Here is a 25,557-nt window from a genome sequence, read left to right as displayed (position 1 = left end):
GAAGGGAAGACTGCCGAGCCGCCCGGAGGTTGTACGGCCGAGCCGCCCGGGTCGCGCGGAATGTCAGTTGCCGGCGGAGGGTCCACTCCGGACACGGCGATGGAGGCCGTGTCCGCACGATGTCCGGCGTGGGGTTCACAACGCGCGGGCGAACGCGTCCAGGACAGCGAAGTCGATGTCGCGCAGCCCCACCCTGGCGTCGACGTGGTGGAGCAGTGCCGGGCCCGCGTGGTGCGCGGCGACGAATGCGCGGTCGCTCTCGCCGAGTTCGTCGTCGACCCAGGCGAACGGCCGTCCCTCGGCGTGCGCGACGAGGTGCCGGGTCTTCCAGAACGTTCCGTCCGGGAGCACCTCGCGCCCTGTGGGCCAGTCCACGACCGGCAGCAGCGGCAGGCCGAGGACCGGGCCTATGTACGTGTTGGCCTCCGAGCCCCAGGTGGTGGCCCACACGAGTTCGTACCGGTCGCTCAGCTCCCGCAGGACGGTGCCGTGTCGGGGGTCGAGCCAGACTCGGAGGGGTTTCACGCGGTGGGGTGGCGTGAAGGGGTGCTGGGCGATCCAGCCCTCCGGCTTCATCCGGTGCGTCGTGTAGCCCTCGGGCCGCCTCGTCGGCTTCGCCGCGAACGGATTGAGCGGACCGTCCACGTCGAGGTAGAGGAGCGGCAGCCGGTTCACTGGTGCGCCTCTTTCGGTCGGCGGTCGATCGGGTGGTCGGTCGTGCGAGCGTATCCCCGTCGCGGGTCGACTTCTGCGGTTGTGCGGGTTCCCGCGAGGAGGGCCAGGAGGGCAGGCCCTCAGTCCTGGGAGGAGTAGTGTCCTCGCGGCCGCGGAGAGGGTCGGCGAGGTGCGGGCAGGCCCGCGGGATCCGCGGTGGCAGGCCGGCCGGGCTCCGGCCGGCCGACGACCGGCCACGTGGCGGTCACCAGCCAGTGCCGGGCCGTGAGCCGTACCCCGGAGGGGGTCATGAACCCGCGGAAGGCCTCGGCGGCAGCGTGCCGGGCGCGCTCCGCGGCGGCGGGTTCGGTGTCCCGCAGCCAGTGCCGCATGGGCCCCCATCCGAAGAGGAAGTCGGCGGCGTCCTGCGCGTCCTCGCCCCAGAGTTGGGGGAGTTCGACTGCTTCCGCCACGGGGTTCTCGAAGCCCGCCTCGCGCAGGACGCCCGTACTGCGTTCCGGGTCGGCGAACGAGGCGGGTCCGACCCCGGTGTCCTTGGACAGGTCGGGCAGCGTCACGTGCTCGGCGACGGCGGCGAAGACCGTCGACTGCTCCATGCGGCTGAAGGCCTGCGGGCAGATGAACGCGAGCCGTCCCCCCGGCCGCAGTGAGCGCCCGACGTTGGCGAACGCGGCGACCGGATCGGCGAAGAACATGACGCCGAAACGGCTCAGCGCCACGTCGAATTCCGCCTCGGCGAAGGGGTGCACCTGCGCGTCGCCCCGTACGAACGAGACCTGCGCGATGCCCTCTTCCTCGGCACTCGCCCTGGCCCGCTCCAGCATCGGCGCGGACAGATCGACGCCGAGGGCCCGGGCTCCGCGGCGGGCGGCGAGGCGGGTCAGGTGCCCGTTGCCGCAGCCGATGTCGAGCACCGCGTCCGTGGGCCCGACACGGGCGGCGGACAACAGGGGCTCGTTGGCCGCGTCGTTGAGATTGTCGTAGCGCGACTGGTGGTCGGCCCAGTGCGTGCCCTCGTAGCCGTTCCAGGCCTCGGCCTGATGGGTGTTCACGATCGCCGCGTCCGTCATGCGTACATGGTGGCGTCGGCTCCCGCCCCCTGTCATCGGGCCTGGGTCGCGGATGCCCGGACCCCGCCCTCCCGACGGTTGCGCCAGGAGGGCGGGCCCGTTCCGCTGCCCACCGGCCGCCGTCAGGACGCGGCGGCCGTCTCGGCAAGCTTCTGGAACTCACCCAGGTCGTAGTTGGCGAGTGCGGAGTCCAGATTGGTCAGCGCGCCGAGACGCTCCACGAAGCCCTTGGGGTCGTACTCGATCTGCAGGGTGACACGGCTCGACGTGTCGTCGAGGCGGTGGAACGTCACGACGCCCGCGTGGTGGACGCCCTGCGTGGTGTGCCAGGCGATCCGCTCCCCGGGGATCACCTCGGTCAGTTCCGCGACGAAGTTCTTGTCCGCCCCCGGCAGGGAGAGCTGCCAGGCGAAACGGCGCTCGTCCAGGGGCTCCACCAGGCGGACATGGCTCAGGAACGACGGCCACCTGGTCACATCGCTCCACAGGGCCCACGTGACGGACACGGGGGCTTGGATGTCGACGGTCTCCACCAGGGATGCGGACACGCGGGCACCTCTCTCCTCTTCGGTTCGCCGCCGGGCGACGAATCAGTGGGACCCGGATACCCGCGCACGCCGAGCCCACACGAGAGCCGGGGCCGCGAGGGCGGGTGCGAGGGCTACCGGGGGCATCCCCGTGAGGGTCGAAGCGTGCCCCGCGCAGGCCCTCGATGCGGGACGCCGTCTCCAGGAGGAAGTCGTCGGTGTAGCCGTCGACGGCTTCGATCGGCTGGTTCGCGTGGAGGACCTGGTGGTACTCGACGAACTTGCCTTCCGCCAGTGCGGCGCGCAGCGCGTTCGCGGCCCTCTTCGACCCGCTGCCACCCGGGTTCTCGTCGAGGAACGAGGCAAGGGTGCAGCCGATCTGCACCGAACCGTGTTGGACCAGGTTGTGGAGTTCGGCCCCGGCGCAATCGGCTCTTCGGGCAACAGCCTTTCTGACCAGCCGACTTGGCCACCCAAGCGGTCGAAAGGCGGCGAACTCGGATGCTCCTGTCCGCCTGCACGGATGAACCACCTGTCCCGTACAACCTCTCAGCCACCTGGGTCGTCTATGGCACCGTCTGGCACTGCTCCAAGGAGAAGACCGTAATGCCTCTGCCCTACCGCACTGTTCTCGCCGCCGCGACCGTGACCGCCCTGGCCGGTGGCCTGTTCACCGCGGCCCCCGCGTCCGCGGCCCCCGCCAAGTACGCCGACGACTTCAATGGTGACGGACACCGGGACCTCGCGATCGGAGCCCCCTACCAGTCCGCCAACGGGGCCTCGGCGGCGGGTGGCGTGGTCGTGTCCCTCGGGTCGGCCACCGGGCTGACCACTCAGAAGATCGCGCTCACCCAGAGCTCCGCCGGGGTGCCGGGCACACCTGAGGAGGGCGACCACTTCGGCATTTCGATGGCCGGCGGCGACTTGGACGGGGACGGATACGCGGACCTGGTCGTCGGCGCCGACGGCGAGGACGTGGGCGACTACGAGGGTCAGGGCAGCGTCACCATCCTCTGGGGCGGCGCCAAGCCGTTCACCAGCAGCACCACGACCACGGTGGACAACCCGCACCAGTGGCAGAGTCACGGTCTGGACGTGGCGGTCGGGGACTTCACCGGTGACAGCGCCGCGGACGTCGCCGTGATCGAGCCGAACCAGGTCGTCGTGTACAAGGGCGGCACCCGCGAGAGCGCGACGATCCCCGCCTACACCCTGACGGTCCCGGGTGCCCAGCTCCTCAACTGGGAAGCAGCCGTGGGCGACGTGAACGGGGACGGCAAGGACGACCTGGCCGTGACCGGCGATCCCGGCACCGGACGCCCGGGCACCGACATCTACACGGGCCAGGAGGGCCGTCCGAACCGGATACAGCGTGTGGACGACGGCGGCACCGCGGTCGCTCTCGGCGACATCGACGGAGACGGCTTCGACGACATGGCCACCTCCCTCACCTGGCCCGGCAGCTTCTTCGTCGACGACCCCAGCAACGGCTCCGGTTACGTGACCGTCCGGTACGGCAGCCGGACGGGCTTCGGCGAGCCGGTGACCCTGCACCAGGACAGCACGGGTGTGCCCGGCGCCAACGAGGACGGCGACAACTGGGGATCCTCGGTGGCGATCGGTGACATCACCGGAGACGGCATGGCCGAACTGGTGGTCGGCGCCAACGGCGAATGGCTCGGGGACCTGAAGAACGCCGGCGACGTGACGGTGTTCCACGGCTCCGCCTCCGGTGTCGCGCAGTCCGGAGTCGTGCGCATGTCCCAGGACACGGCCGATGTTCCGGGCGCCGCCGAGACCGACGACCTGTTCGGGGCCCAGGTCCGGATCGCCGACTACAACAACAACGGCAAGGCCGACCTGGCGGTGACCGCCTCCTTCGAGAACGACCGCAGCGGAGGCCTGTGGACCCTGCCGGGCACATCGTCGGGTCCGACCGGTGCCGGCTCCAAGTCCCTCAGTTCCGCCGACTTCGGGCTCGCGAGCGGATCACGACTCGGGGAGTCGCTGCTCGACTAGGCCGTGTTCCTGGTGGCGGGTGGGTCCTGGGCGGACAGTTCCTCCGCCAGTTCCATGCAGCGCAGGCGGGCTGGGGAGAAGTCGTAGGGCATCTTGCCGGCGGCTTCGAACGCGCTGATGGAGCCGCCCTCCTGCCTTCCGGAGCCGGGGTCGGCCCCGCCCTCGCCGTCATCGGCGGTGGCGGGGTGCATGGTGTCCCAGGCGTCGAAGAGGGCATCGTCGTCCTTGTCCAGGCCTGACTCCTCGATGACGGCCTGCAGGGCGTTCTCGAAGGCGTGCCGCTCGACGGCCACTTGAGCCACCCGGGGATCATCGACGGCGACACTGTCGTCGAGTGCTTCCTCGGCGTCGTCGATGCGGTCGGAATCCTCCCGCAGAGCGGGATGGGTGGCCAGGACGACGAAGCGGGTGGCCTGGACGGCCGCGCCGAGCGGGCCGAAGATCCGCTCCGTGACCAGCAGACTGTCCAGGTCGGCCTGACGCAGGGAGCCCTCGGGCAGGTTCTTGAGGCGTTCGGTGACGAAGTCGGAGAGCAGCCCCATCCGGCTGCCTTCGGCGCGCATCCGCTGCACGGCGGTCCGTTGCCGCCGCGACTCCGCCTCCTGCGCGGTGAGGGACTCCTCCAACCGCTCCAGGATGCCCGCGATACCTTCTCCGCTGTCCGCGCCGGCGGCGGCCGTGCCGGTCGCAAAGGCGTCCCGGATGTCGTCCAGGGCGATCCCGGCGTCGGCCATCCTGCGAATCCACAGCAAGCGGATCATGTCCTCGTACCCGTAGCGGCGGCGGTCGTCGCCGCCCCGCTCGGGCTCGGGGAGCAGGCCGATCTCGTGGTAATGGCGAATCGCCCGGGGCGTGCTGCCGACGAAGGCCGCCGCGTCACCGATCTTGACCTGGCGGGGTGGCACGAAGGACGAGTGCATGAGCAGGGACCTTTCCTCAAGACGTCGGGACGTAAGTCCACGGGACCACATGCCGCTACGGAAGCTGCAACCCCGCACGCACCGCGAAGACCTCTGCGTGGCCGCGGCGAAGCTGCTGGGCGAGAACCCCTACCGGGAACCCTGGAACTGACGCTCGCCGGACGGACCCGCCCGGACGAGCAGGCGGAGTGCCTGGCCGGCCGACCGGGTAGGCCCGCTGCCGAACCTCCGCGCGGTCCCGGAAGTGCCCCTCTCGCGCTGACGCGTCCCCCGGAACACTCTCCCGGGCGACGCTTCGTACATCCGGACGAATCTCTCAACACCCGCGCCGCGCCCGTGAATACGGGCCGTCCGGTTGTGGCTCGGAGCCCCGATCCGACGGTCTATGGTGGACGCCATGTCCGCCCCTGAACTCATCCGCATCGTCTCCCGCGACTCGCCCATGGCGCTGGCCCAGGTGGAGCGTGTGCGCGCCGAACTGGCCGCACTGCACCCGCACATCCGCACCGAGGTCGTGCCGGTGAAGACCACCGGCGACAAGTGGATGGGGGACCTCGCCCAGGTCGAGGGCAAGGGCGCGTTCACCAAGGAGGTCGACGCCGCGCTGCTGGCCGGCGAGGCGGACCTGGCCGTGCACTGCGTCAAGGACATCCCCGCCGACCGGCCCTTGCCCGCCGGGACCGTCTTCGCCGCCTTCCTCCGGCGCGACGACATCAGGGACGCGCTCATCCACCCCGCGGGCTTGAAGCTCGACCAACTCCCCGACGGCACCCGGATCGGAACCTCCTCCGTACGCCGCAGCGCCCAACTCGCCGCCTCGCACCCGCACCTGAACTGCGTACCGATGCGGGGCAACGCCAACCGCCGGCTGGACAAACTGGCCGCCGGTGCCGCCGACGCGCTGCTGCTGGCCGTGTCCGGCCTGGAGCGCATCGACCGTACCGACGTCATCACCGAAGTCCTGCCGACGGACGTGATGATGCCGCCGATCGGCGCCGGCATCCTCGCACTCCAGTGCCGCGAGGGCGACACCGCGGTGATCGACACCGTCAGCGATCTCGGACACCCCGACACTCACCGCGAGGCCACTGCCGAGCGGATGTTCCTCCACGTGCTCCAGGGACACTGCAACTCGCCCATCGCCGGGTACGCGAAGGCCGAGCGGAACGGCGATCTCTCCCTGCGCGCCTGCGTGTTCACCCCCGACGGCAAGACCGTTCTCAACGCCCACGAGTGGGCGGGCCCTCTGGACCCGCCGACCCTCGGGACCTCGGTGGCCGTGGCGCTCCTGCGCCAGGGTGCCCGCGAACTGATCGACTCCATCGCACACTGACCCGACGCGGCCGTCCCCACTGCCGGGCTCGGCTCGTCCCCATGGTCTGGCCTGGTCGCGTTCGGCGAGCGTTCCCGGGCTCGTAGTCGCCTTCATCTTCTGGTGCTCGGCACGTCCGTTCGCAGGTGCGGTCCAGTTGCTTTCGGCAGCCGTTGTACTGGTCTTCACGATCGCCGCATGGCAGGACGAGTACGAGTGCGCCCACCCTCCTCCACCACCAACGAGGGCCGGGATGGCGCACAGTCCTTCGCAGCAAACGACCGACGAGTAGAACCACGACAGAGGCTGCCGGGGCACAAGGGGCACAAGGGAGCCGCACCCCGCGCAGCTTCGGGCATTACCTCACGAACCGCCGTGGTCGGTCATCGGCGACCTCGAAGAACGGGCGCAGGCCTGTTCACTCCGTGGCGGACAGCGGCGTACGCAGTTTGACGCGAAGCCGGATCGACGTGTCGATGGGCAGGCCGAGGCCGGCGTGGCGCAGTTCCCGGGAGTGGTCGGCTATGAGGTCGAGGTCCCTGAGCTGCCGGCGCAGCTCGGCGAGGAGCGCGTCCTCCTCGTCGGGCAGATCCTCCTCACCCCGGTCGGCCAGGTACTCGAGGTGCTGATCCACCGCCTCGACACCCCGTCGGGCGGCCCAAACGGCGAAGTCGCGGCACGTGAAGACGTAGGCGTGGGCCGCGAACAGTGTCGCCGCCGCCGCGCACTCGTCGGCGTCGTCCGGACCGTCCTGGCCGTCGTTGTGGCAGAACTCGCTCAGCATGTACTCGGCGATGCCCCGCTTGACCGCAGGGAACGCCGTGGAGTCGCCGAGGACGCCCTCCCAGACCGAGTCGAGGAGCGGGCGCAGACTCAGAGTGAAGTCCGCCCGGTCGTCCTCGGGCAGCGTCTCGTGGCGCCGCATGAGCCGTTCCGCGATGCCCGCGGCGAAGACGCCGCGCGCTCCCGCCGACGCCGCCTCCAGACGCCCGTCCACCTGAGCCGAGAGGTCCTGCCATCTGTCCATCGCGCCGCCCCAGTGCCCTGACACCGGCGCCCTCGCGCCGACCGTGGTGATCATGGCACGCGGCACCGACAACGGCCGGGGCGACTGATGTCGCACACTCACTCGCGAACCGGGGTCTGCGCCCGGGCGCGGGGTGCCGGGAAGGGTGTCGAGGGTGCCGCCGGGGCACCCTGCGGTGACGGGAAACCCCACCGCAGCCGTGCTGCGCGATCGGTGTGAGTGCACGGCGGAGTCGGGGGTATATGCACGGCGTGAACGGGGTACTCAATGCGATTTCGATGGAATCAGGGTCCGGTGGTGAGGACATGACTGGCGCACCGGCGACGGACGCACTGCGGGCCACGATGGCACTGGAGGGGGACGGCGCGTGCATCGCCGAAGCCCGTCATCTTGCAGAGGCCTTCCTGACCCGCGTCCAGGCCGAACACGGACTGCCGGTCTCGGCCCGGGCCATGGACGTCGCCAGGCTCGTGGTCAGTGAACTGGTCACCAACGCGCGCAAGTACGCTCCCGGACCGGTCCTCATGGACCTCAGGGTCGCGGGTGCCGTCCTGGAGGTCGAGATCTGGGACAGCGATCCGGTGCTGCCGGTGGCGCGCGCGGCCGACCCGGGGAGGGTCGGCCAGCACGGGCTGGAGATCGTCATGGCCGTCTGCCAGGGCTTCGAGGTGCAGCGGGAGCCTCTGGGCAAGCGCATCACGGCCCGGATCGCATTGCTGGACGACCCCTACGACCACGTGGCCGGCCGCAGCCCTCTCTAGCGCTGCGAGCCTCTCCGATGCGGCCGGCAGCTGATGAACCGCTCGCCCAGGCCCGAGCGCCACGGCGTCCGGCGGGGGACAGGTGCCACCGCCGGTGATGTCAGGAAGGCGTCAGGCAGAAGGGGTGGCCGGCCGGATCCAGGAGTACCCGCCACCGTCCGTCGCCGGGCTGATGGTCCGGCTTGGTCGCGCCGAGTTCCAGGGCCAGTTCCTCCGTCGCATCGAGGTCGTCGGCGCGGAAATCCAGGTGGAACTGCTGTGGCACGTCCTGCCCCGGCCACTGCGGGGCCCGGTATCCGTCAACCCTCTGGAACCCCAGGTCGCGGCCGGAGTCGTCCGTCAGAGCGACGAACCCGTCCGCACTGAACAGCTCGCGCATCCCGGTCAGTGCACCGTAGAAGCCGGCCAGTGCCTGCGGGTCGGCGCAGTCCAGGGTCACCCCTCGCAGTACGGCACCTGGCACCATCCGCTCCTTCGCGTCCGCGCGCACCTCTCCGTGAGCCGCTGCCGCACGCGATCACCGGCCACTGCCACACCGTACTCGCGACATCCACCGCTGAGGTAGCGGTTTATCCGTGCCTCAGCGCATACGTCCCGCACCGGTCGGAGCCCTGACGACAGCCCGGCACGACCGGAGCGAGCGGCATGACCGGTCCACCCCGGCCCAGCAGGCAAGGGCAGCCCCGCACCCCCTGCCCGGCCCCGTACCCCGCCCCCGTACCCCACCCCCGCGCCCTCAGCCGGCCGTGTCCCCCGACGTGTCCTCGTCCTCCTCCACCGGCGGCATGAAGGCACGAAGCCACCGCTCCGTCTGAGCGACGTGCGCCTCGGCCGCCCCCGCGGCGGCCCCCGGGTCGCGGTCGGCGATCGCGGTGGCCATCACCCGGTGGTCGGCGTCGCTCTTGCGCCGCATCTCCGGACCCTCGGGGAGGGTGAAGACCTGGTACTTGCGGGAGCGGGCGCGGAAGACCGCGAGCAGAGTGGCGAGCGTGGGATTCTCCGCGGCCCGCGCGATCTCGGCGTGGAAGCGGTGGTCGAGCTCCGAGGCCTCGGTGGGGTCCTCGGTGGCCTCCATGGCGTCGATGAGGGAGAAGAGCGTCTTCACCGTCTCGGGGGTGCGCCGCGCGGCGGCCTTGGACGCGACATGGGCCTCAAGGACGCGCCGGATCTCGTACACCTCCAACAGGCCCGAGAGCGGAAGGAGTTCGAGGGTCAGGGAGAGGCTTCCGATGACGTCCTCGGGCCGGAGCTGGGACACGTAGGTGCCCGATCCGTGCCGGGGCTCGACCACGCCCAGGGCCGCGAGCATCCGTACGGCCTCGCGCAGCGGTCCCCGTGAGACGCCGAGTTCCTCGCCGAGTTCGGCCTCGGGCGGGATGCGCTCCCCGGGACCCAGGCGACCGGTCGCGATCATGTGACGCAGACCGTGGAACGCCTTGTCGACTGCGGACATCCATTGCCTCCCCTGACGGCCGGCGGCACCGCCGAGACCCTCGGGCACTGTAGCGAGTCATCAGATGTCTCGACCGTATCGCCCGGAAGTCATCTGATGACTTTCCCTGCAAGACCCTTGCGAGCCCCGAAAACGCCTGCCAGGATGCCGAGTCATCATACGTGTCCCGGTCATCCTCTGATGTCTGACGGCACACTCGGGTTCGGTAGATGTGGAGTGTTGTGAGCGAGACCGAGGTCACCACCGCGCCGCGCCCCCTGCTGCTGGCCGACGGCCGGCCCGCCGCGAGGGCGTGGTCCCTGGACCCCGTCATGAAGCACCTGAACCACGGCTCGTTCGGAGCCGTCCCCCTGGTCGCGCAGGAGCTGCAGAACGAGCTGCGGGCCGAGATGGACAGCTCTCCGGTGGTCTGGTTCCCCGCGCTGCCGCAGCGCGTCGCCGACGCCCGTGTCGATCTCGCCGCCTTCCTCCGCGCAGCTCCGGACGACCTCGCCCTGGTGCCCAACGCGAGCGCCGGCGTGAGTGTCGTCCTGGCCGCGCTCCAGCGGCGGCGCGGCGGCGCCATCATCGTCACCGACCACGGCTACGGCGCCGTGACCATGGGTGCCGAGCGGCTGGCCAGGCGCTGGGGCGGCGAGGTCCGCACCGCCCACGTACCGCTCGACGCGGACGAGGACGAGGCGTACGAGGCGATCGTCGCCGAGATCGACGACGCCACGGACCTGGTCGTGGTCGACCACATCACCTCGGCGACCGCACGCCGGATGCCCGTGGAGCGGATCGGTGCGGAGGCCGCGCGGCGAGGCGTCCCGCTGCTCGTCGACGGCGCGCACGCCCCCGGCCTCATCGCCGCTCCCCTGGACGGTCTGAGCTGCGACTTCTGGGTCGGCAACCTGCATAAGTGGGGCTGCGCCCCGCGCGGCACCGCCGCACTCGTCGCCAGAGGTCCGCTCCGCGAGGACCTGTACCCCCTGATCGACTCGTGGGGCGCCGCCGACCCCTATCCCGACCGGTTCGACCAGCAGGGCACGGTGGACGCGACCGGCTACCTCGCGGCCTCGACGGCACTGGACTTCGTCGACCGGACCTGGGGCTGGGAGACCGCCCGTCGGTACATGGACGACCTGGCGGGCTACGCCGAACGCCTTGTCGGAGCGGCGTTCGCCGAACTCGGCGCCGTACCCGGAATCGTCGATGTGGGCATGCCGGTCCCCGGAATGCGGCTGGTCCGGCTGCCCGACGGGCTGGCGGCCGGCCGGATCGAGGCCGACGCGCTGCGCGACCGCGCGGCGAGGGAACTGGGTGTCGAGGCGGCCTTCACCAGCTTCGGCGGAGCCGGCTACATGCGGCTGTCCGCTCACGTCTACAACACCGCAGCCGACTACGAGTACTTCGCAGAGGACTGCGTCCCCGTTCTCGGCGAGTGGGCCCGCGCGGCCCGCTGACACCCCGGTACGTCGGAGGAGCGGTCCCGCGACTCCCCGACAGTGCGCCCCCTTGACCCCGAAGCCGCAGCCAGCGCGTACGCATCCAAGGAAGAGGTCGGCACGATGAGTAGAACGACGGCAGCTCTCGCCCTCGGCACAGCCGCCACGATGGTTCTGACCGGCTGCTCCGCCATGAGCGGTGGAGAAGCCGGCGGAACGGTCACCCTCAACATGGTCGAGAGCCTGACGAACCCCGCCCGTACCGACCTGCTGAAGAGCCTCATAGCGGACTTCGAGCAGCAGCACCCCAAGATCAAGGTCAACCTGATCTCGCCCCCGACCGAGCAGGCGGACCAGAAGATCCAGCAGATGCTCCAGTCGGGCAGTGGCGTGGACACCCTGGAGGTGCGCGACACCACCGTCGGCCCGTGGTCGAACAACGGCTGGCTGCACGACATGAAGAAGGACCTCAAGCCCTGGAAGGGCTGGGAGGCGATGACGGAGAACGCCGTCAAGGCCTCCGAGAACGCCGAGGGCAAGACCTACTTCGTCCCCTACGGCTTCTACGGCCTGAGCGTTTTTTACCGAACCGACCTGATCAAGGAGGCCGGCTTCAGTGAACCCCCGGCCAGCTGGGACGAACTCCTGGAGCAGGCCTCCGCGATCCACGATCCGGCCAAGCGCAAGTACGGGTACGCCTTCCGCGGCGGAGTGAACGCCAACGGCAACGCCACGGCCGTCATCGAGGCGTACGTCGCCGACAAGATCGACCCCGCCGACGGCTTCAACCTGAAGGACGGCAGCACGATCTTCGCCGCGCCCGAGGCGGTCGACGCGATGAAGACCTACCTGAAGCTGTTCAAGGAGGCGTCGCCCAAGTCGTCGGTCTCCTGGGGCTATCCCGAGATGGTCGAGGGCTTCTCCAACGGTTCCACGGCCTTCCTGCTCCAGGACCCCGAAGTGATCGCCACCGTCTCGGAGTCCAAGTCGATCAAGAAGGACCAGTGGGACACCGCCCCGCTCGTGGCCGGGCCCAGCGGCAAGACCGTCCAGCCACTCGCCACCGCGGGCTGGGGAGTCGCGGACGGCAGCAAGCACAAGGCCGAAGCCGTGAAGCTCGTCGAGTTCCTCTCCGAGGACAAGGCGTCGACCGCGTTCACCAAGAAGAACAGCCTGGTGCCGATCCTCAAGTCGGCCACCCAGGACCCCTTCTACAAGACCGGCCCCTGGTCCAGCTACGTCACCATGACGGAGAACCCGGACACCTACCTCAACGTCAGCCAGCCGCGCGGAGTCGCCTGGTGGGCCGAGTGGCAGCAGAAGGCCGACGCCGACATCCAGAAGATGGTCCTCGGCAGGACGACGCCCGAGAAGCTGCTCGAAGGCTGGGACGCGTACTGGACCGAGAAGCGCCGGCAGGAGAGCTAGCCATGCCCACCACGTCAGGCACGGCGCACACGACGAAGGAGACCCGGGCGGCGTCGGCGGAGGATTCCGGCAAGGGAGTCCCCCCGCCCCGCCGCGGGGCCGAAGGAGGGCGGCGCAAACCGGAGTTCACCGCCCGGCGCGGATTCCTCATCGCCGCCTTCATGGCCCCGGCCGCGCTCTTCGTGGCGGTCTTCACGTACTACCCGATGGTCGCCGGCAGCCAGATGGCCTTCCGCAACTGGAAGCTGACGGATCTGACCGACACGTCCTGGGTGGGCCTGAAGAACTTCCGTGACGTGTTCGCCGACCCCGCGTGGGGGAAGGTGCTCGGCAACACCGCGATCTGGGTCTTCGGCTCGATCGTGCCGCAACTGGTCATCGGATTCGCCCTCGCGCTGTGGCTGCGCCGCAGATTCCGCTTCCGCGGCCTCTACCAGGCGCTGATCTTCTTCCCGTGGGCGATCTCCGGATTCCTCATCGGCATCCTGTTCCGCTGGATGTTCAACAGTGAGTTCGGCGTCGTCAACGACCTGCTGCAGAAGGCCGGGTTGATCGACGAGCCGGTCGCCTGGCTCGCCGACCCGCAGACGGCGATGTTCGCCGTCGTCGTCGCCAACATCTGGTACGGCGTCACCTTCTTCACCATCATGATCCTCGCCGCGCTGCAGTCCATCCCGGAGGAGCTGTACGAGGCGGCGGCGCTCGACGGCGCGGGCAAGGTGCGCACCCTGTTCCGGATCACCATTCCGTACATCCGGGTGACGCTCGCGCTGACCGTGCTCCTGCGCGTGATCTGGATCTTCAACTTCCCCGACCTGATCTTCGGGATGACCGGCGGCGGGCCGAACAACGAGACGCACATCGTGACCACGTGGATGATCAGGATCACGCAGCAGGGCGACTACGGCAGGGCCTCGGCCCTCGGACTCATCGTCGTCGCCACCCTGCTGGTGTTCGCGGTCTTCTTCCTCCTGGCCACGCGTGAGAAGCGAGAGGTGAAGCCGTGATCGGCAAGGAGTCCACGGCCGGCCGGGCCACCAAGTTCACCTTCCTGGGCCTGTGGCTGGTCTTCACTGTCTTCCCGCTCTACTGGATCACCGTCACGTCCCTGAAGGCGCCGGGCGACATCTTCGCCTTCCCCATCGCGTACTGGCCCGAGCACTTCTCGCTGGAGAACTACCAAGGGCTCTTCGGCAAGGCCGACTTCGGCGTCTACCTCACCAACAGCCTGGTGGTCGCGACCGTGGCGGGCGCGGTCGCCACCGTCATCTCGATGCTCTCGGCGTACGTGCTGGCCCGCTTCGAGTTCCGCACCAAGTCGGCCCTGCTCATGGCCGCCCTGGTCACACAGATGATCCCGACCTTCATCGCCCTCGGACCGCTGTACCTGCTCATGACCGACCTGAACCTCGTCGACAACCGGCTCGGACTCGTCCTCGTGTACGTCGCCGTCTGCATTCCGTTCTGCACGGTGATGCTCCGCGGCTTCTTCGAGAACATCCCGGACGCGCTGGAGGAGGCGGCGATGATCGACGGACTGTCCCGCTTCGGGGCGCTGTTCCGCGTACTGCTGCCGGTCATGCGCCCGGGGATCGTGGCCGCCTTCATCTTCAACTTCGTCAACTGCTGGAACGAGCTGTTCCTTTCGGTGACGCTGATGAACAGCGACAGCAACAAGACGGTGCCCACCGCCCTGAACGGCTTCATCTCCAGCTTCAACATCGACTGGGGCTCCATGTCCGCGGCGGCGGTCCTCACCATCCTGCCCACGATGGTGCTGTTCGCCTTCGCCAGCCGTCACATCGTCCAGGGACTCACCGCCGGTGCGGTGAAGGGCTGAGGCCGCGGGTCGAGGGCTGGGTCCCGCGGTTCGGGAGGCGCTCAGCCACGGCTGCCGGTGGACACGGGAGGCAGGGGTGCGTCGGTCTCCCGCAGTTCGGCCAGGAGTTCGTTCTGCCCGGCCAGCAGCTCGGTGAGGATGCGGCGGGCCGCGCGCAGGAGTTCGGCGACGTCACCTCCGGCCAGCGCGTACCGGACGGTGGAGCCCTCACGGATCGAGACGACGATGCCGGAGCGCCGCAGCACGGCCAACTGCTGCGACAGGCTTGACGGTTCGATCTCGATGTCGGCGAGAAGGTCGCGGACGGGGACCGGCCCGTGCTGGAGCAGTTCCAGGACCCTGATGCGGACGGGGTGCCCGAGCATGCGGAAGAACTCCGCCTTGGCCTGATAGAGGGGGACTTGCATGAGTGCCTGCTCCCTGCCGCGTCGGGGATGGTCTCCAGGGGTGCGGCGGCGCCACTTGGGCGCCGCCGTGGAACGTGCCCGTCGAAGCCGATCCTTCTCGCCCGGGGCCGCGTGCATCCATGACTTGGGATCATGCTGATGTGGTGACTTGAAGATGTCTTCACATCATGGGCGCACGTCGGCCCCGTGCGCCGGCGAGCTAGACCTCGAGCTGCTCGTCGACGCGCTTGAGCTGGTGGCGGGCCATCGCCAGGTTCGAGCGGTCCTTGTCCAGGACGAGGTAGAGGAAGAGGCCGTTGCCGTTGCGGGCCCTCACCAGCCGGATCAGGTGGTACTGGCTCTCCAGCGTGATCAGGATGTCCTCGATGTGGCTCTTGAGGCCCAGTTGGTCCATCGTGCGCACCTTGGCGCGGATGACGTCCGTGTTCCCCGCCGCGGCGAGCGTCAGGTCCAGTTCCTTGCTTCCGCCCAGTGTGCCCAGGGCCATGCCGCTGGTGTAGTCGACGATGGCCGCCCCCAGCGTGCCCTCGATCGCGGTCATCATTTCCTTCAGCGACACTTCCACACTCGCCATTGCGCCTCCTGTTGTCACTCGGTTGCGGCGGATCGGGAGATGCCTCCCGTGCCGCGGCGGTGATCGCACCGTAGGCGCGCGGTCGCCGGCGCCGGGGGAGTGTCTTCGGGAATGACGCCCGATGATCGGACGGTGTCGGCAAGCGACGAGTCGGCGATCGGAATCGATGCGTCGGGCGTTGGAGTTGTCCGTACCGGGATCGGCTCCGGGAACCCGGTCCGCCGGTCCCCGGGCCGCGGAATCCTCTTCCGGAGCCCGGGAATCCCGTTCCGGACGCCCTGCCTCGGGGTGGGACCCGGCCTGCAGGTGGGACCAGGCCCGGGGGAGGGACCCGGGCCGGCTGCGGACCCTGGCCGGTCTCCTGACCGACAGGGGCCCGCGACCGGGCCGGACCCGCCGGGCGGACCCGCCGGGCGCGGTACGGCCGTCACCGTCGGCGGGGACGAGCGCGGGCCCCGTGCGCGTGTCAGCGGCGCCCGGTGCGCTCCGGCGGTGTCGTGTAGTGCAGGCCGTCGAGCGGCCGGTCGGTCAGGAAGCGCAGCACCAGATCCGCGTACTCGGCCTCCCGTTCGAGATGCACCATGTGGTCGGCGTCGCGTACGAGGAGGAACGTGGACCCGGCGATGGCCGCCGCCACGGCACGGTTCTCCTCGGGCGTGCTGACGTCGTCGTGCTCCCCGGTGAACACCAGGGCGCGTACGGCCTCGATGCTCTCGGACGGCAGCGGGTCCGGGCCGAGCAGACGCTGGTGGCAGACGGCGTGCCTGCGGGCCTCGGCGGGCGTGATGCGGGCGAACTGGCGGTGCAGCAGCCGTGCCACCGTGGGCGCCTGCGACACCTGCTCCCTCCGGGTGGTGTTCAGCAGTGTGGCGACGGCACGCTCGGCGATCTCGTACGAGCCGGCGTCCGAGAGCGTTCCGTCGGTGACGTCCGCCAGCGCGGCGCGGGCCCGCCACACCTGCTCGCAGTCGGACACCAGGCGCGGATTCATCCGGTGCGTGGCCCCGGCCAGGACGAGGCGCTTGATGAGCGAGGGGCGGCTCAGGGCGGCCCGGTAGGCGATCGGCGCGCCGTAGGAGGCGCCGAGGAGATTGATCCGGTCCAGGCCGAGCCGGTCGACGACGTGCAGCGCCGCCTCGGCGAGCGCGTCGAATCCCTGCTCGGCGGGCAGGTCGTCGGCCGTGCCGACACCGGGCAGGTCGACGAGGACCAGAGGCATGTGGGCGCCGAGTCTGCGCTCCAGCCGGGGCCAGGCGTACATGTCCTGGAGGGCGCCGCCCAGCAGGAGCAGGGGCTCGGTGACCGGAGGCCGGTCCGAGGTGATGACACGGCAGGTGTAGCGCAGGCCGCGCCATTCCAGTGGGACGAGTTCCTCCGTGGCCCGGGCGGGTGCGTTCCATTCGGGCGGGTTCCATGCCGGGGGTGCGGTGACGTCGGCGGTGGGGGCGACCCTGGGGAGGGGAGTGGCGGTCGGCATCACGGCGTCCCGGCGGCTCGGCTCGCGATGAGGTCGGCCAGGGCGCTGACGGTCGGGGCGCACGACAGTTCGTCCTCGGTGAGGAACAGGCCCATCCTGTCCTCCAGTTGCATGGACAGCACGGTCACGGCCATGGAGTCGATGCCGGCGTCGGCGAGGGACGCGTCGGCGGTGATGGGCGCGGCGGGAAGTCCCGCCTGCGTGGTGAGGATGCCTTTGAGTTCTTCCAGCACGTGCTTCGTTCCCTTACGTTCCTGGGCAGGTGGATCTCTACAGCTCCGCGGTGATGCCCGGCGGCCACACGAGGGTGGTGGCCGCCCAGGCGAGACCGCTGCCGAAGGCGACAACGAGCACGCGGTGTCCGGGTTTCAGCCGGCCGTCGTCGGCGGCGTGGGCGAGGAGCAGCGGAACGGAGGCCGCCGCGGTGTTGCCGACGTGGGCGATGTTGGACGGTGTGCGCTCGGGCGGGATGCCGAGGGCGTCGGCGACGGAGGCGCCGATGCGGCCGTTGGCCTGGTGGACGATGAGGCGGTCGACCTCGTCGAGTGTCCATCCCGCCGCTGTGACGGCGTCCCGGGCCGCCTGGCTCATACGGCGCACGGCGTGCCGGAAGACCTCGTTCCCGCGCATGTGAACGAAGAAGTCGCCGGCGGGCGCCGTGTCCCTGCGGTCGCGCTGCCGGGCTCCGCCGGCCGGGATGACGATGGCGTCGGCCAGGGAGCCGTCGCTGCCCCACGCGAAGGGTCCGAGGCAGCCGTCGTGTCCTTCGGGCCCGGCCTCCAGGACCATGGCTCCGGCGCCGTCGCCGAACAGGGGGGCCGTGGAGCGGTCGTCGGAGTCGATGATGGCCGACATCGTCTCGGCGCCGACGACCAGTACCCTGCGGGCGCTGCCCGCGCTGATGAGTCCGGCGGCGACGGCGGACGCGTGGACGAACCCCGCGCATCCCGCGGTCACGTCGAAGGCGACCGCGTCGCGGAGTCCGAGTCGGTGGGCGACGGCCGGAGCGGTGGCGGGGCAGTGGTGGTCGGGGGTGGTCGTGGCCAGCACGAGTGCGTCGACGTCGGTCGCGCCCGCCGACCGCATCGCCCGGCGCGCGGCCTCCAGGGCCAGGTCACCCGTGGACACGCTCGCGTCGGCCCGGCGGCGCTCCTGGATCCCGATTCTCTCGCGGATCCACTCGTCGCTGCTGTCCAGCCGGGTGCACAGCTCGTCGTTGGTCACGCGACGGGAGGGAAGATGGGCGCCGACACCCGTCACCACGGCGGCCGTTCCCCGCACTTGGGGGAGTTCCGCGCTCGAAACGTTCATTCACTAAGCGTACTTGAGTGGAGGCGGAGAGTTATCTGCGGGCGGGCTGCCCCTTCGGCACCGCGCGTGGGCGACCTGCCCGGGCCTGCCCGGCTGCGGCGTGCGGCACCTCACTCTCCGCCGGTCGGCCGGTCCGCCGGGTGTGCCGTGAGGGACCATGGAGCCGGTGCCGGCAGTCGTGGCGCCGAGGGGTCCCTCTGTCACGGTCGACCGGATCGGTCGGGAGCAAAGCATCCCGAACCGGTTCATATAGGCTGCACGCGCTGCCCTTTGAAGCCCTGACCCTTCCCAGGAGAGTCTTCCCGTGACCGTTGTGACCGCTCAGCCCGAACCGTCCGTCCCGTCCGCCGACGCGGTGCCCGGACAGGCGACCGCAGAAGCCGAGGAGTTCTGGGTCGAGCCCGGATCGTCGGACGGAGAGGTCACGGCCGTGGACACGAGCGACGGACGTCCGGCGGTGGAACTGCCCGGCCAGAGCCCGGCCGCCGACGCGCCCCTGGGGACCGCGCGGGACGACGCGCACCCGCATGCCGCGGAGGCGCCGCAGGGGGCCGGCGCGGACGCGGCGGCCGTGCCGGACGACGTGCCCGGCGAGGTGGTCCGGGACGCCCGGGACTTCGGGGCGTACGTACGGGCGGGTGGCTGGGCGTTCGCGTTGAAGGTGGCGCGCAGCGTACGGCCGGGCGGCGAGGCGGCGGGAGACACCGCGAAGGTGTCCGCGAAGGCCTTCGCCGAACTGGCCGGGTGCTCGCCCGAGCGTGTCATGCGCTATTACAAGGCGTGGGACAAGGCGTCCGACGACGGTCTGGTCCCCTACTTCGAGGCGCTGGCCCCGGGACAGGACGTCGAACTGCCGGACTCCGACGTCTGGCACACGTACTACACCTCGCGTTCCAGCGCCGGATCCGAGCGCGGCACGGCGATCGCCGCGGCGGCCGAGGCCGAGGGCATCCGGCCCACGAAGGCCCTGGAGGTCGCCGAGAACCCCACCGCGCTCCGGGCCGCGATCCTCGCCGACCCGTCCACGGCTCAGGCGGCCCGGGTGGCACTCCTCGACCGGCTCCAGGAGGACCCGGTGCTGCAGACCGGACTCGCCCGGGACATCGCCCGCACCGAGGACCTGAAGAAGGCGGTCGCCGCCGAGACGCAGGCGGCCAGCCGTATCGGCTACGTCCGGCAGATCGTCGAGAACGGCCAGGTCAAGACCCCGGCCGGGCAGACGATCGATGCCCCCGCCGAGCTGCGCGCCGAGGCCGAGCGTCATCTCTCCCTCATCGACGAGCTGGACGAGGGCGAGGAGACCGGCGAATGGGCGTCGGACGCGTACGACTCCGTGAAGGACCTCGTCGCCCAGACCATCCAGGCGAACCCCGAACTCCGCCTCCAGGAACGCCGCACGAAGTTCTACAGCAGCCTGCAGAAGGCGACCAAGGTCTTCGAGGAGCTGACCTTCGACGACGTGGACGACCTCGACACCATCTACGAGGACGACATGCTCCAGCGCCTGGAGGAGCTCCAGGAGGCGATCACCACCTGCATCACCGCCCTGCGGAAGGCGGCGCCGGGGGAGTGACGGGGCCCGCGGCCACCGGGTGGCGTCGCGGGGCGAGCGGTCCGTCAGGTGGCAACCGGTCCTGAGGAAACCGTCGTTCATCGTGCAGGCCGGTCCGAGAGCGGGCCGACCCGAATGCAGCCGGCCCGGGCACGGGTCGGACCTGCCGGACGCTCGGCGCGACGGAGGTCGCGACGGGCCGACGGGAGAGCCGGCCGCACCGGGCGGCTGCCTTCGAGGCCGGAGGATGACCTCAGACGCCGCGGCTCTCCACGGCCGCGGCGACATCGGCGAGGTCCTTGGCGATGGCCTTGGCGACCGCCTTCTCACCGAGCGGGGCCATGATCTTCGCGAGCAGGCCGGCGGCACCACCGGTCGGCACGGCGGAGAACGTCATACGGATCGTCGTCGTGGCCGGGCCCTCGGCGCGCAGCTCCCACTCCGAGCGGTAGCGGGAGCCGTGGGACTCCGCCTCCACCACGTACCGCTCGGTCGGCTCGCTCAGGGTCACCCACATCTCCTCGGTGGCGTCCTTGCCGAACATGCGCCGGGTCTCCCTCCAGCGTGTGCCGGCGCCGAACGCCCCGTCCGTGAGGACCTCGACCTTCAGGACACCGCTCAGGACGTCCTGCATGCCGGCGAGGTCGGTGATGGCCTCCCACACCGCTCCCCGGGTGGCGGCGACACGCCGTTCGACGACGACACTTCTCCTGGTCATGATTCCCATCAAAGCACCAGCCTCGGACAACGGCCCGACGGCCGCCCCGGTGGGCCGCGCCGGACCGCGGGTCGCCGCGCGCTCACGGTGCCTCGTGGGTCGGCGCCCGGGAGCACCTCGCGGGAGCGTTCGGCGGGGGCCGCGCCTCCGAGCGCCGTGCAGGGAGGGGCCGGGCCCGGGGCTGCCGGTCGTGGCCGGCGGTCCTCGCGTCCTGGCCGTGTGCCGTGCCGGTGGGCGGGCGCCGCGGCCCGAACGTGATGCCGGCGGCGACCGGGAGATGGTCGCTGCCCGTGGCGGCGAGGGTCCGGACGGCGCCGACTGTTCCCGACCGGGCCATGACGTGGTCGATCCGGGAGACGGGGAGACCCGCGGGCCAACTGAAGGGGAAGTCCGCCGGTCCGTGGGCCAGTTGCGAGGTGACCGGGGACAAGCCCCGGTCCGCGACCGTGCTGTTGAGGTCGCCGAGCAGGATCAGCCGGTCGGTCTGCTCGCCCGCCACGGCCGAGCCGAGCAGGTCGGCGCTCTCGTCCCGCCGGGCGGTGCCGAGGCCGTGCCACCCGACGCGTACCGAGGGCAAGTGGGCGACGAGGACGGCGACTTCGCCCACAGGGGTGTGCGCCGTGGACCGCAGGCCCCGCTTCCAGCCCTCGCCGACTCCCTCCGGCCTGATGTCCAGCGGACGGATGTCCGACAGCGGATGCCTCGACCACAGGCCGACGCTTCCCTCGACCGCCCGGTGGGGATAGCCCCGTGCCAGAGCCTTCTCGTAGACCGGCAGGGATGCCGGGGTCAGTTCCTCCAGCGCGATGAGGTCCGCCTGCTCCCGCGCGAGGGCGCGCGCGGTGGCCAAGGGGTCCGGGTTCACGTCACTGACGTTGTGCTGGACCGCGACCAGGTCGTACGCCTCCGTGTCCTCGGACAGCAGCGGGTCCACGTACGCGACTCCCCAGACGGCCGCCGGGAGCGTCACCGCCACCAGCGCCAGGGCCGACCTGCGCAGCAGCGCCGACACCAGGAGCAGTGGAACCGCCAGTCCGAGCCAGGGGAGGAACGTCTCCAGGAGGCTGCCGAGGCGGCCAGGGGTGTTCGGGACGGCGCGGTGGAACACCAGCAGGAGAGCGCTCAGGGCGGCGAGGCCCGACAGCACCCGCCCGCGCGTCCAGGCGGACCGGTCGCCCGGCTCCCCACCCCGCACGGGCCGCCGCAAGGGGCGCAGCCGCCTCCGCGGTGCCGTCGCCGCCGTAGGTCCGTTCACCTGGTCCATCCCGTTCAGAGTGCCGCGCGGACCGGAGCCGCCTCGGCGGTGTCGGACACGCCGTGCCCGCTACGACGCCCGGACGGGTGATGGGGTTGCAGCACCGAAGCAGCGATGAGGATCACGAGTACCGGGGACCGTCCGTGCTCACTCGACGCCCAGGTCGCCGCCACGGCGGGGCGCGGACCACGTCGGTGACGGTGGGCGTGTCATCCCAATGGGGCGATGTGCGCAACGGCGGATCAGGCAAGACTCTCGCGAAGCCCAAACTTCGCCCCGGAGGTTCCATGTCGAAAACCGGCGCGCCTCGCATCGACGTTCCGCGCGAGGCCCCGGCGCGGGCGTCGCTCGTCCTGGCGTCCCTGATCATCGTCGCCGCCGTGGCCAACCTGAACCTGTCGGTGGCCAACGTGGCACTGCCCGCCATCGGGAAGGCCTTCGACTCCTCGCAGACCGCGCTGAACCTGATCGCCGTGGGGTACTCCCTCGGCCTGGCCGCGTCGGTGCTCTATCTGGGTGCGGTCGGCGACCGTCACGGCCGCAAGCTGCTCCTGCTCCTGGGCGTCGCCCTGTCCGTCCCCGCCTGCCTGCTCGCCGCGTACGCGCCGACGGACACCGTCCTCGTGGCGGCCCGGATCCTCGGCGGGCTCTCGGCCGGCATGGCCTACCCGACCACCCTGGCGCTGATCACCGCCCTGTGGGCGGGGCCGGCGCGGACGAAGGCGATCGCGCTGTGGTCGGCCCTGGGCGGCGGCATCTCCATGCTCGGACCGGTGATCGCGGGCGCCCTGCTCGAAAGCTTCTACTGGGGGTCGGTGTTCCTGATCACCCTGCCCCTTGCCGCGGTCGCCCTGGTCATGGCATCGCTGTTCGTCCCCGCGCACGCCAACGAGTCGGCCGAGCCGGTGGACAACCTGGGCGGCACCCTCTCCGTCTTCCTGGTCGCGGGACTGGTGCTGGCGATCAATTTCGCCGCTGTGCCCGGCCAGGGGTCACTGGTCGTCGGCCTCGCCGTGATCGCCCTGGCCGCCGGAGCGGCCTTCTTCTGGCGTCAGCGCCGGGCGCCGAACCCGCTGTACGACCTCCACATCGCCGCCCGGCGCACGTTCTGGGTCGCCGCATGCGCGGGAATCATCGTGTGGGGCTCCATGATGGGGTCGGCGTTCGTCAGCCAGCAGTACCTGCAGAACGTGCTCGAGTACAGCCCCGTCGAAGCCGGCGCCGCCATCCTCCCGCTCGTCGTGATGATGGTGCTCGTGGCACCACGGTCCGCGAAGCTGGTCGAGAGACACGGAGCCCGCGCGACCCTGCTGATCGGTTACGCGTTCCTCTTCCTCGCCTTCGGGTGGATGCTGCTGTTCTGGGGCGAGGACAGCGGCTACTGGCAGGTCGGCTTCGCCTACGTGCTCATCGGTGTCGGCGCCGGTTTCGCGGGCACGCCCTCATCCCACTCGCTGACCGGATCGGTGCCCGTACGGCGGGTCGGCATGGCGTCGGGCACCGCCGACCTGCAACGCGACCTCGGCGGGGCCGTCATGCAGTCCGTCATGGGCCTGCTCCTCACCGCCGGCTACGCCTCGGCCTTCAGCGCGGCGATCGCCGCCTCCCCCGAGAGCAAGGACGTGTCGAACCAGGTCCAGAGCGAGCTGACGAAGTCGTTCGCCTCCGCCGCGCAGGTCGCCCAGCAGCACCCCCGCTACGCCGACCAGATCGTCGCGGCAGCACGCAAGTCGTTCCTCCACGGCGACGACGGCGCGTACACCGTCGGCCTGGTCGCGATCGCCCTGGGCGCGCTGCTGATCTTCCTCATGTTCCCGCACCGGGACGCCGAGCGGGAACTCCTGCGGCGCTACGGCACCGAGGACTCCGCCCGTGCCGCCACCGGGAGGCCGAGCGGACCGGGAGCCTGAGGCCCGCCGGTCGCCGACCGTGTCCGTGCGCGCCCTGCCCCCACGGCCTGGCCACCGGGCCCCACACAGGGCCCGGTGCCCCCGGGGCACGTCACAACGCGAACACCGGGACCCCGGGGGTACGGGTCACACCGCACACCCCCCGTGCCCGCGAGGGCGCCGCGGGCGGCGGTGCGAGGGCCGGTCCGATCAGCGGCATGACGGCCGCCAGCATCTCCGCCTCGCTCGCGGTTCCGTCCACGACCAGATCGGCCGCCGCCCGCGAGGGCGCGACATGGGCCGTGTGGTGATCCCTGCCGGTCTGCAGGTAGTTGCGCAGGGACAGCCCGGGGTCCTGCCGCTGCACCTCGATCTTCCGGAGGATCTTGCGGGCCAGTCGAATGTCGTCGGGGGTGTCGACGTACACCCGCCACGCCGCCCGCCGGACCACGGACGGCAGTGACAGCGCGAACAGGCCCTCGACCACCACCAGCTGCACGTCGGGGCGCAGCAGCGCCGCGTCGATGGCGTGGGACACCGCTGTCTGGTCGATGGACCCCGGATGGTTCCAGTCGAGGACGGGGTGCCCGTCGGCGCTGACCGTCCACACACCCCTCAGGGGGTCGTGCGCGGGCACGTAGTAGTCGTCCAGATGGACGAGGGCCATGCTCTCGGGACACTGCAGCGACAGGGCTCGGGCAAGAGTGGACTTGCCGGATGCGGTGCCGCCGGCGACCGCCATTACACCCGTCATACCGGGCGCTCCTCATGTGCTCAAAGGGGATAGACGAAGCGGCCGGACAAGCCGGGTGGAGGGAATGTACGGCGACGTGATCGCCCCTGGCAAGCATGGAAGCGCGGCCCGGTTCAGCGGCGGCCCGGGCCGCGACTTTCGGCCGGTCTGCGCGCGGCCACGACACGGAACCCGGTGACGCCCTGAGGCCGCCTCGCGGGTTCGAGTCCGGTGCCGCGACTCACGAACCCGGCGAGGAGCCCTGTCCTACCGGATCGAGCCGCGGCCGCCCGCCACCGGTGCGTCCTACGACTCCGGCTCCCACGCGCGGAGCAGGTCGAGCAGCCCTGCGTCTCCGTCGACGCGCAAGGAGTCGGCCGGGATGCGGTCGTACAGGTAGAGGACCAACTCACTGGCGGTGCCATGGACGGAGGCGCCGGCTGCGTCCAAGTCCACGCCGGCCGTGTCCGCGGGCGCGGGGATGCGGGTGGAGCGTGCGCCGTCGCCGTCGACAGTGAGGCGCCAGGAGGGACCCTCGGCGGCGTGGAAGTCGAAGGTCGTGGGCTTGTGCGGCCATGCGCTGGCCGCCGCGACGCAGGTGAACAGGAACTCCTCGACACCGTCGAGGGCGACCTCGGCCGGCAGCGGCTGCGGGGCGCCCGCGGCGAGCTGGGCGTCGTAGGTGTGCACCGCGGTCTCCTGGGCCCGGTGCCGGGCGACTCCACCGGAGGTCCGCGGCGTCTGCAGACCACTCCACCACGCCCAGCAGTCGGCGTCCGGTCCTCCCTCGCGCAGGGCGGTCAGCAGGAGCTGCGTCGACGTGGCCAGCCAGGCCAGCAGGGCCTCACGCTCCTGCGGCACCTCCAGAGCGGCACGCGCGGCGGCCGCCTCCGCCGGGGGAGCGTCGGCGGGTCCGGCGCCGACGATCGCGGCCCAGAAGCGGTCTCCCCCACCCAGGTGCTTCACCAGGTCGAACAGTGTCCACCCGGGGCAGGTCGGCACCTGTGCGTCGAGGCTCGGCGCGGCGGCGACCGTGGCGCGGAAGGCGGTCGACCGTTCATCGATCAGGCGTATCAGGTCAGGGAACTCAAGATTCTTTTCCACGCCGGATGTCTACCATCGTGCTCCGGTGGCCGGACAGCGATTTCACGCGTGGCGGAGGAAGGCCCGCCGGGGCGCGAG

The 25,557-nt window shown here is 70.9% G+C and carries 24 protein-coding genes and 1 pseudogene; 9 read left to right on the top strand and 16 right to left on the bottom strand.

Annotation, left to right across the window (positions count from 1 at the left end; all coding sequences use genetic code 11):
- Positions 1-135 precede the first annotated feature (135 nt).
- The 3 genes from IE265_RS27085 to IE265_RS27075 all read right to left on the bottom strand — a co-directional run bounded on the left by IE265_RS27085 (position 136) and on the right by IE265_RS27075 (position 2,293).
- Positions 136-675, bottom strand: coding sequence for an HAD domain-containing protein (locus IE265_RS27085; protein WP_190038311.1), 540 nt, complete (start codon positions 673-675; stop codon positions 136-138).
- 119 nt (positions 676-794) lie between these two features.
- Positions 795-1,745 (bottom strand): class I SAM-dependent methyltransferase, encoded by a 951-nt coding sequence (locus tag IE265_RS27080; RefSeq protein ID WP_190038310.1) that lies wholly within the window; start codon positions 1,743-1,745, stop codon positions 795-797.
- Between the two features lie 122 nt (positions 1,746-1,867).
- Entirely contained in the window at positions 1,868-2,293 is a 426-nt protein-coding gene (locus IE265_RS27075) for an SRPBCC family protein (protein WP_190038309.1), read from the bottom strand.
- Positions 2,294-2,878: 585 nt separating this feature from the next.
- On the opposite strand from IE265_RS27075, the gene IE265_RS27070 reads away from it, so the two are divergent.
- Positions 2,879-4,291, top strand: coding sequence for an FG-GAP-like repeat-containing protein (locus tag IE265_RS27070; protein WP_190038308.1), 1,413 nt, complete (start codon positions 2,879-2,881; stop codon positions 4,289-4,291).
- Here IE265_RS27070 and IE265_RS27065 read toward each other — a convergent pair.
- Positions 4,288-5,211, bottom strand: coding sequence for a MerR family transcriptional regulator (locus IE265_RS27065; RefSeq protein ID WP_190038307.1), 924 nt, complete (start codon positions 5,209-5,211; stop codon positions 4,288-4,290). The genes IE265_RS27070 and IE265_RS27065 overlap by 4 nt on opposite strands.
- A 397-nt stretch (positions 5,212-5,608) precedes the next feature.
- Between IE265_RS27065 and hemC the strand changes: the two genes are divergently transcribed.
- The gene (hemC, locus tag IE265_RS27060) at positions 5,609-6,544 is read left to right on the top strand and encodes a hydroxymethylbilane synthase (RefSeq protein WP_190038306.1); all 936 of its coding nucleotides are present in this window, start codon (positions 5,609-5,611) and stop codon (positions 6,542-6,544) included.
- 397 nt (positions 6,545-6,941) lie between these two features.
- Here the strand turns inward: hemC and IE265_RS27055 are convergent, their stop codons facing one another.
- Complete coding sequence (locus IE265_RS27055; protein WP_190038305.1) at positions 6,942-7,604, bottom strand: hypothetical protein; 663 nt, start codon at positions 7,602-7,604, stop codon at positions 6,942-6,944.
- 251 nt (positions 7,605-7,855) lie between these two features.
- Between IE265_RS27055 and IE265_RS27050 the strand changes: the two genes are divergently transcribed.
- Positions 7,856-8,311 carry an ATP-binding protein gene (locus IE265_RS27050; protein ID WP_190038304.1) on the top strand — a complete coding sequence of 152 codons (456 nt, stop codon included), beginning with the start codon at positions 7,856-7,858 and terminating at the stop codon, positions 8,309-8,311.
- A 100-nt stretch (positions 8,312-8,411) separates the two neighbouring features.
- Here IE265_RS27050 and IE265_RS27045 read toward each other — a convergent pair whose 3' ends face one another.
- Together IE265_RS27045 and IE265_RS27040 are read right to left on the bottom strand one after the other, a co-directional pair.
- Positions 8,412-8,777, bottom strand: a complete 366-nt coding sequence (locus tag IE265_RS27045; RefSeq protein ID WP_190038303.1) for a VOC family protein — start codon at positions 8,775-8,777, stop codon at positions 8,412-8,414.
- Between the two features lie 270 nt (positions 8,778-9,047).
- Complete coding sequence (locus IE265_RS27040; protein ID WP_190038302.1) at positions 9,048-9,764, bottom strand: FadR/GntR family transcriptional regulator; 717 nt, start codon at positions 9,762-9,764, stop codon at positions 9,048-9,050.
- A gap of 221 nt (positions 9,765-9,985) precedes the next feature.
- Between IE265_RS27040 and IE265_RS27035 the strand changes: the two genes are divergently transcribed.
- The 4 genes from IE265_RS27035 (at position 9,986) to IE265_RS27020 (ending at position 14,459) form a co-directional block, all read left to right on the top strand.
- A complete protein-coding gene (locus IE265_RS27035) occupies positions 9,986-11,209 on the top strand; it encodes an aminotransferase class V-fold PLP-dependent enzyme (protein WP_190038301.1) in 1,224 nt (407 codons plus the stop codon).
- A 105-nt stretch (positions 11,210-11,314) separates the two neighbouring features.
- The gene (locus tag IE265_RS27030; RefSeq protein WP_190038300.1) at positions 11,315-12,619 is read left to right on the top strand and encodes an ABC transporter substrate-binding protein; all 1,305 of its coding nucleotides are present in this window, start codon (positions 11,315-11,317) and stop codon (positions 12,617-12,619) included.
- A 2-nt stretch (positions 12,620-12,621) separates the two neighbouring features.
- On the top strand, positions 12,622-13,626 hold the full coding sequence (locus IE265_RS27025; RefSeq protein WP_229916571.1) for a carbohydrate ABC transporter permease: 1,005 nt from the start codon (positions 12,622-12,624) through the stop codon (positions 13,624-13,626).
- Entirely contained in the window at positions 13,623-14,459 is an 837-nt protein-coding gene (locus tag IE265_RS27020) for a carbohydrate ABC transporter permease (RefSeq protein ID WP_190038299.1), read from the top strand. The genes IE265_RS27025 and IE265_RS27020 overlap by 4 nt, the downstream gene beginning before the upstream one ends.
- 41 nt (positions 14,460-14,500) lie before the next feature.
- On the opposite strand, the gene IE265_RS27015 is transcribed toward IE265_RS27020, so the two are convergent.
- The 5 genes from IE265_RS27015 to IE265_RS26995 form a co-directional block, all read right to left on the bottom strand.
- Positions 14,501-14,866, bottom strand: coding sequence for an ArsR/SmtB family transcription factor (locus tag IE265_RS27015; protein WP_190038298.1), 366 nt, complete (start codon positions 14,864-14,866; stop codon positions 14,501-14,503).
- A 199-nt stretch (positions 14,867-15,065) separates the two neighbouring features.
- A complete protein-coding gene (locus tag IE265_RS27010; RefSeq protein ID WP_190038297.1) occupies positions 15,066-15,440 on the bottom strand; it encodes a hypothetical protein in 375 nt (124 codons plus the stop codon).
- Positions 15,441-15,906: 466 nt separating this feature from the next.
- Positions 15,907-16,917 (bottom strand): alpha/beta fold hydrolase, encoded by a 1,011-nt coding sequence (locus IE265_RS27005; protein ID WP_190038296.1) that lies wholly within the window; start codon positions 16,915-16,917, stop codon positions 15,907-15,909.
- The gene (locus IE265_RS27000; RefSeq protein ID WP_190038295.1) at positions 16,917-17,150 is read right to left on the bottom strand and encodes an acyl carrier protein; all 234 of its coding nucleotides are present in this window, start codon (positions 17,148-17,150) and stop codon (positions 16,917-16,919) included. Before IE265_RS27000 ends, IE265_RS27005 begins: the two co-directional genes overlap by 1 nt.
- A gap of 37 nt (positions 17,151-17,187) precedes the next feature.
- Complete coding sequence (locus IE265_RS26995; protein WP_190038294.1) at positions 17,188-18,228, bottom strand: beta-ketoacyl-ACP synthase III; 1,041 nt, start codon at positions 18,226-18,228, stop codon at positions 17,188-17,190.
- A 304-nt stretch (positions 18,229-18,532) separates the two neighbouring features.
- On the opposite strand from IE265_RS26995, the gene IE265_RS26990 reads away from it, so the two are divergent.
- Positions 18,533-19,801: a hypothetical protein gene (locus IE265_RS26990; protein ID WP_190038293.1), complete on the top strand. Its 1,269-nt coding sequence runs from the start codon at positions 18,533-18,535 to the stop codon at positions 19,799-19,801.
- Positions 19,802-20,033: 232 nt separating this feature from the next.
- Here the strand turns inward: IE265_RS26990 and IE265_RS26985 are convergent, their stop codons facing one another.
- Both IE265_RS26985 and IE265_RS26980 read right to left on the bottom strand, forming a co-directional pair.
- On the bottom strand, positions 20,034-20,498 hold the full coding sequence (locus IE265_RS26985; RefSeq protein WP_190038292.1) for an SRPBCC family protein: 465 nt from the start codon (positions 20,496-20,498) through the stop codon (positions 20,034-20,036).
- A 253-nt stretch (positions 20,499-20,751) separates the two neighbouring features.
- Positions 20,752-21,762, bottom strand: a pseudogene (locus IE265_RS26980) (endonuclease/exonuclease/phosphatase family protein); the annotation flags it as partial.
- A gap of 278 nt (positions 21,763-22,040) precedes the next feature.
- Between IE265_RS26980 and IE265_RS26975 the strand changes: the two are divergent.
- Complete coding sequence (locus IE265_RS26975; RefSeq protein WP_190038290.1) at positions 22,041-23,663, top strand: MFS transporter; 1,623 nt, start codon at positions 22,041-22,043, stop codon at positions 23,661-23,663.
- A 91-nt stretch (positions 23,664-23,754) separates the two neighbouring features.
- Here the strand turns inward: IE265_RS26975 and IE265_RS26970 are convergent, their stop codons facing one another.
- A complete protein-coding gene (locus tag IE265_RS26970; RefSeq protein ID WP_190038289.1) occupies positions 23,755-24,396 on the bottom strand; it encodes a uridine kinase family protein in 642 nt (213 codons plus the stop codon).
- A gap of 285 nt (positions 24,397-24,681) precedes the next feature.
- A complete protein-coding gene (locus tag IE265_RS26965; RefSeq protein WP_190038288.1) occupies positions 24,682-25,479 on the bottom strand; it encodes a maleylpyruvate isomerase family mycothiol-dependent enzyme in 798 nt (265 codons plus the stop codon).
- Positions 25,480-25,557: the final 78 nt, after the last annotated feature.

The sequence above is a fragment of the Streptomyces fructofermentans genome, from assembly GCF_014651055.1.
Classification (GTDB): Bacteria; Actinomycetota; Actinomycetes; order Streptomycetales; family Streptomycetaceae; genus Streptomyces; species Streptomyces fructofermentans.
Note: the sequence above shows the minus strand (reverse complement) of the source record. Positions and strands in the feature narration are given on the sequence as shown.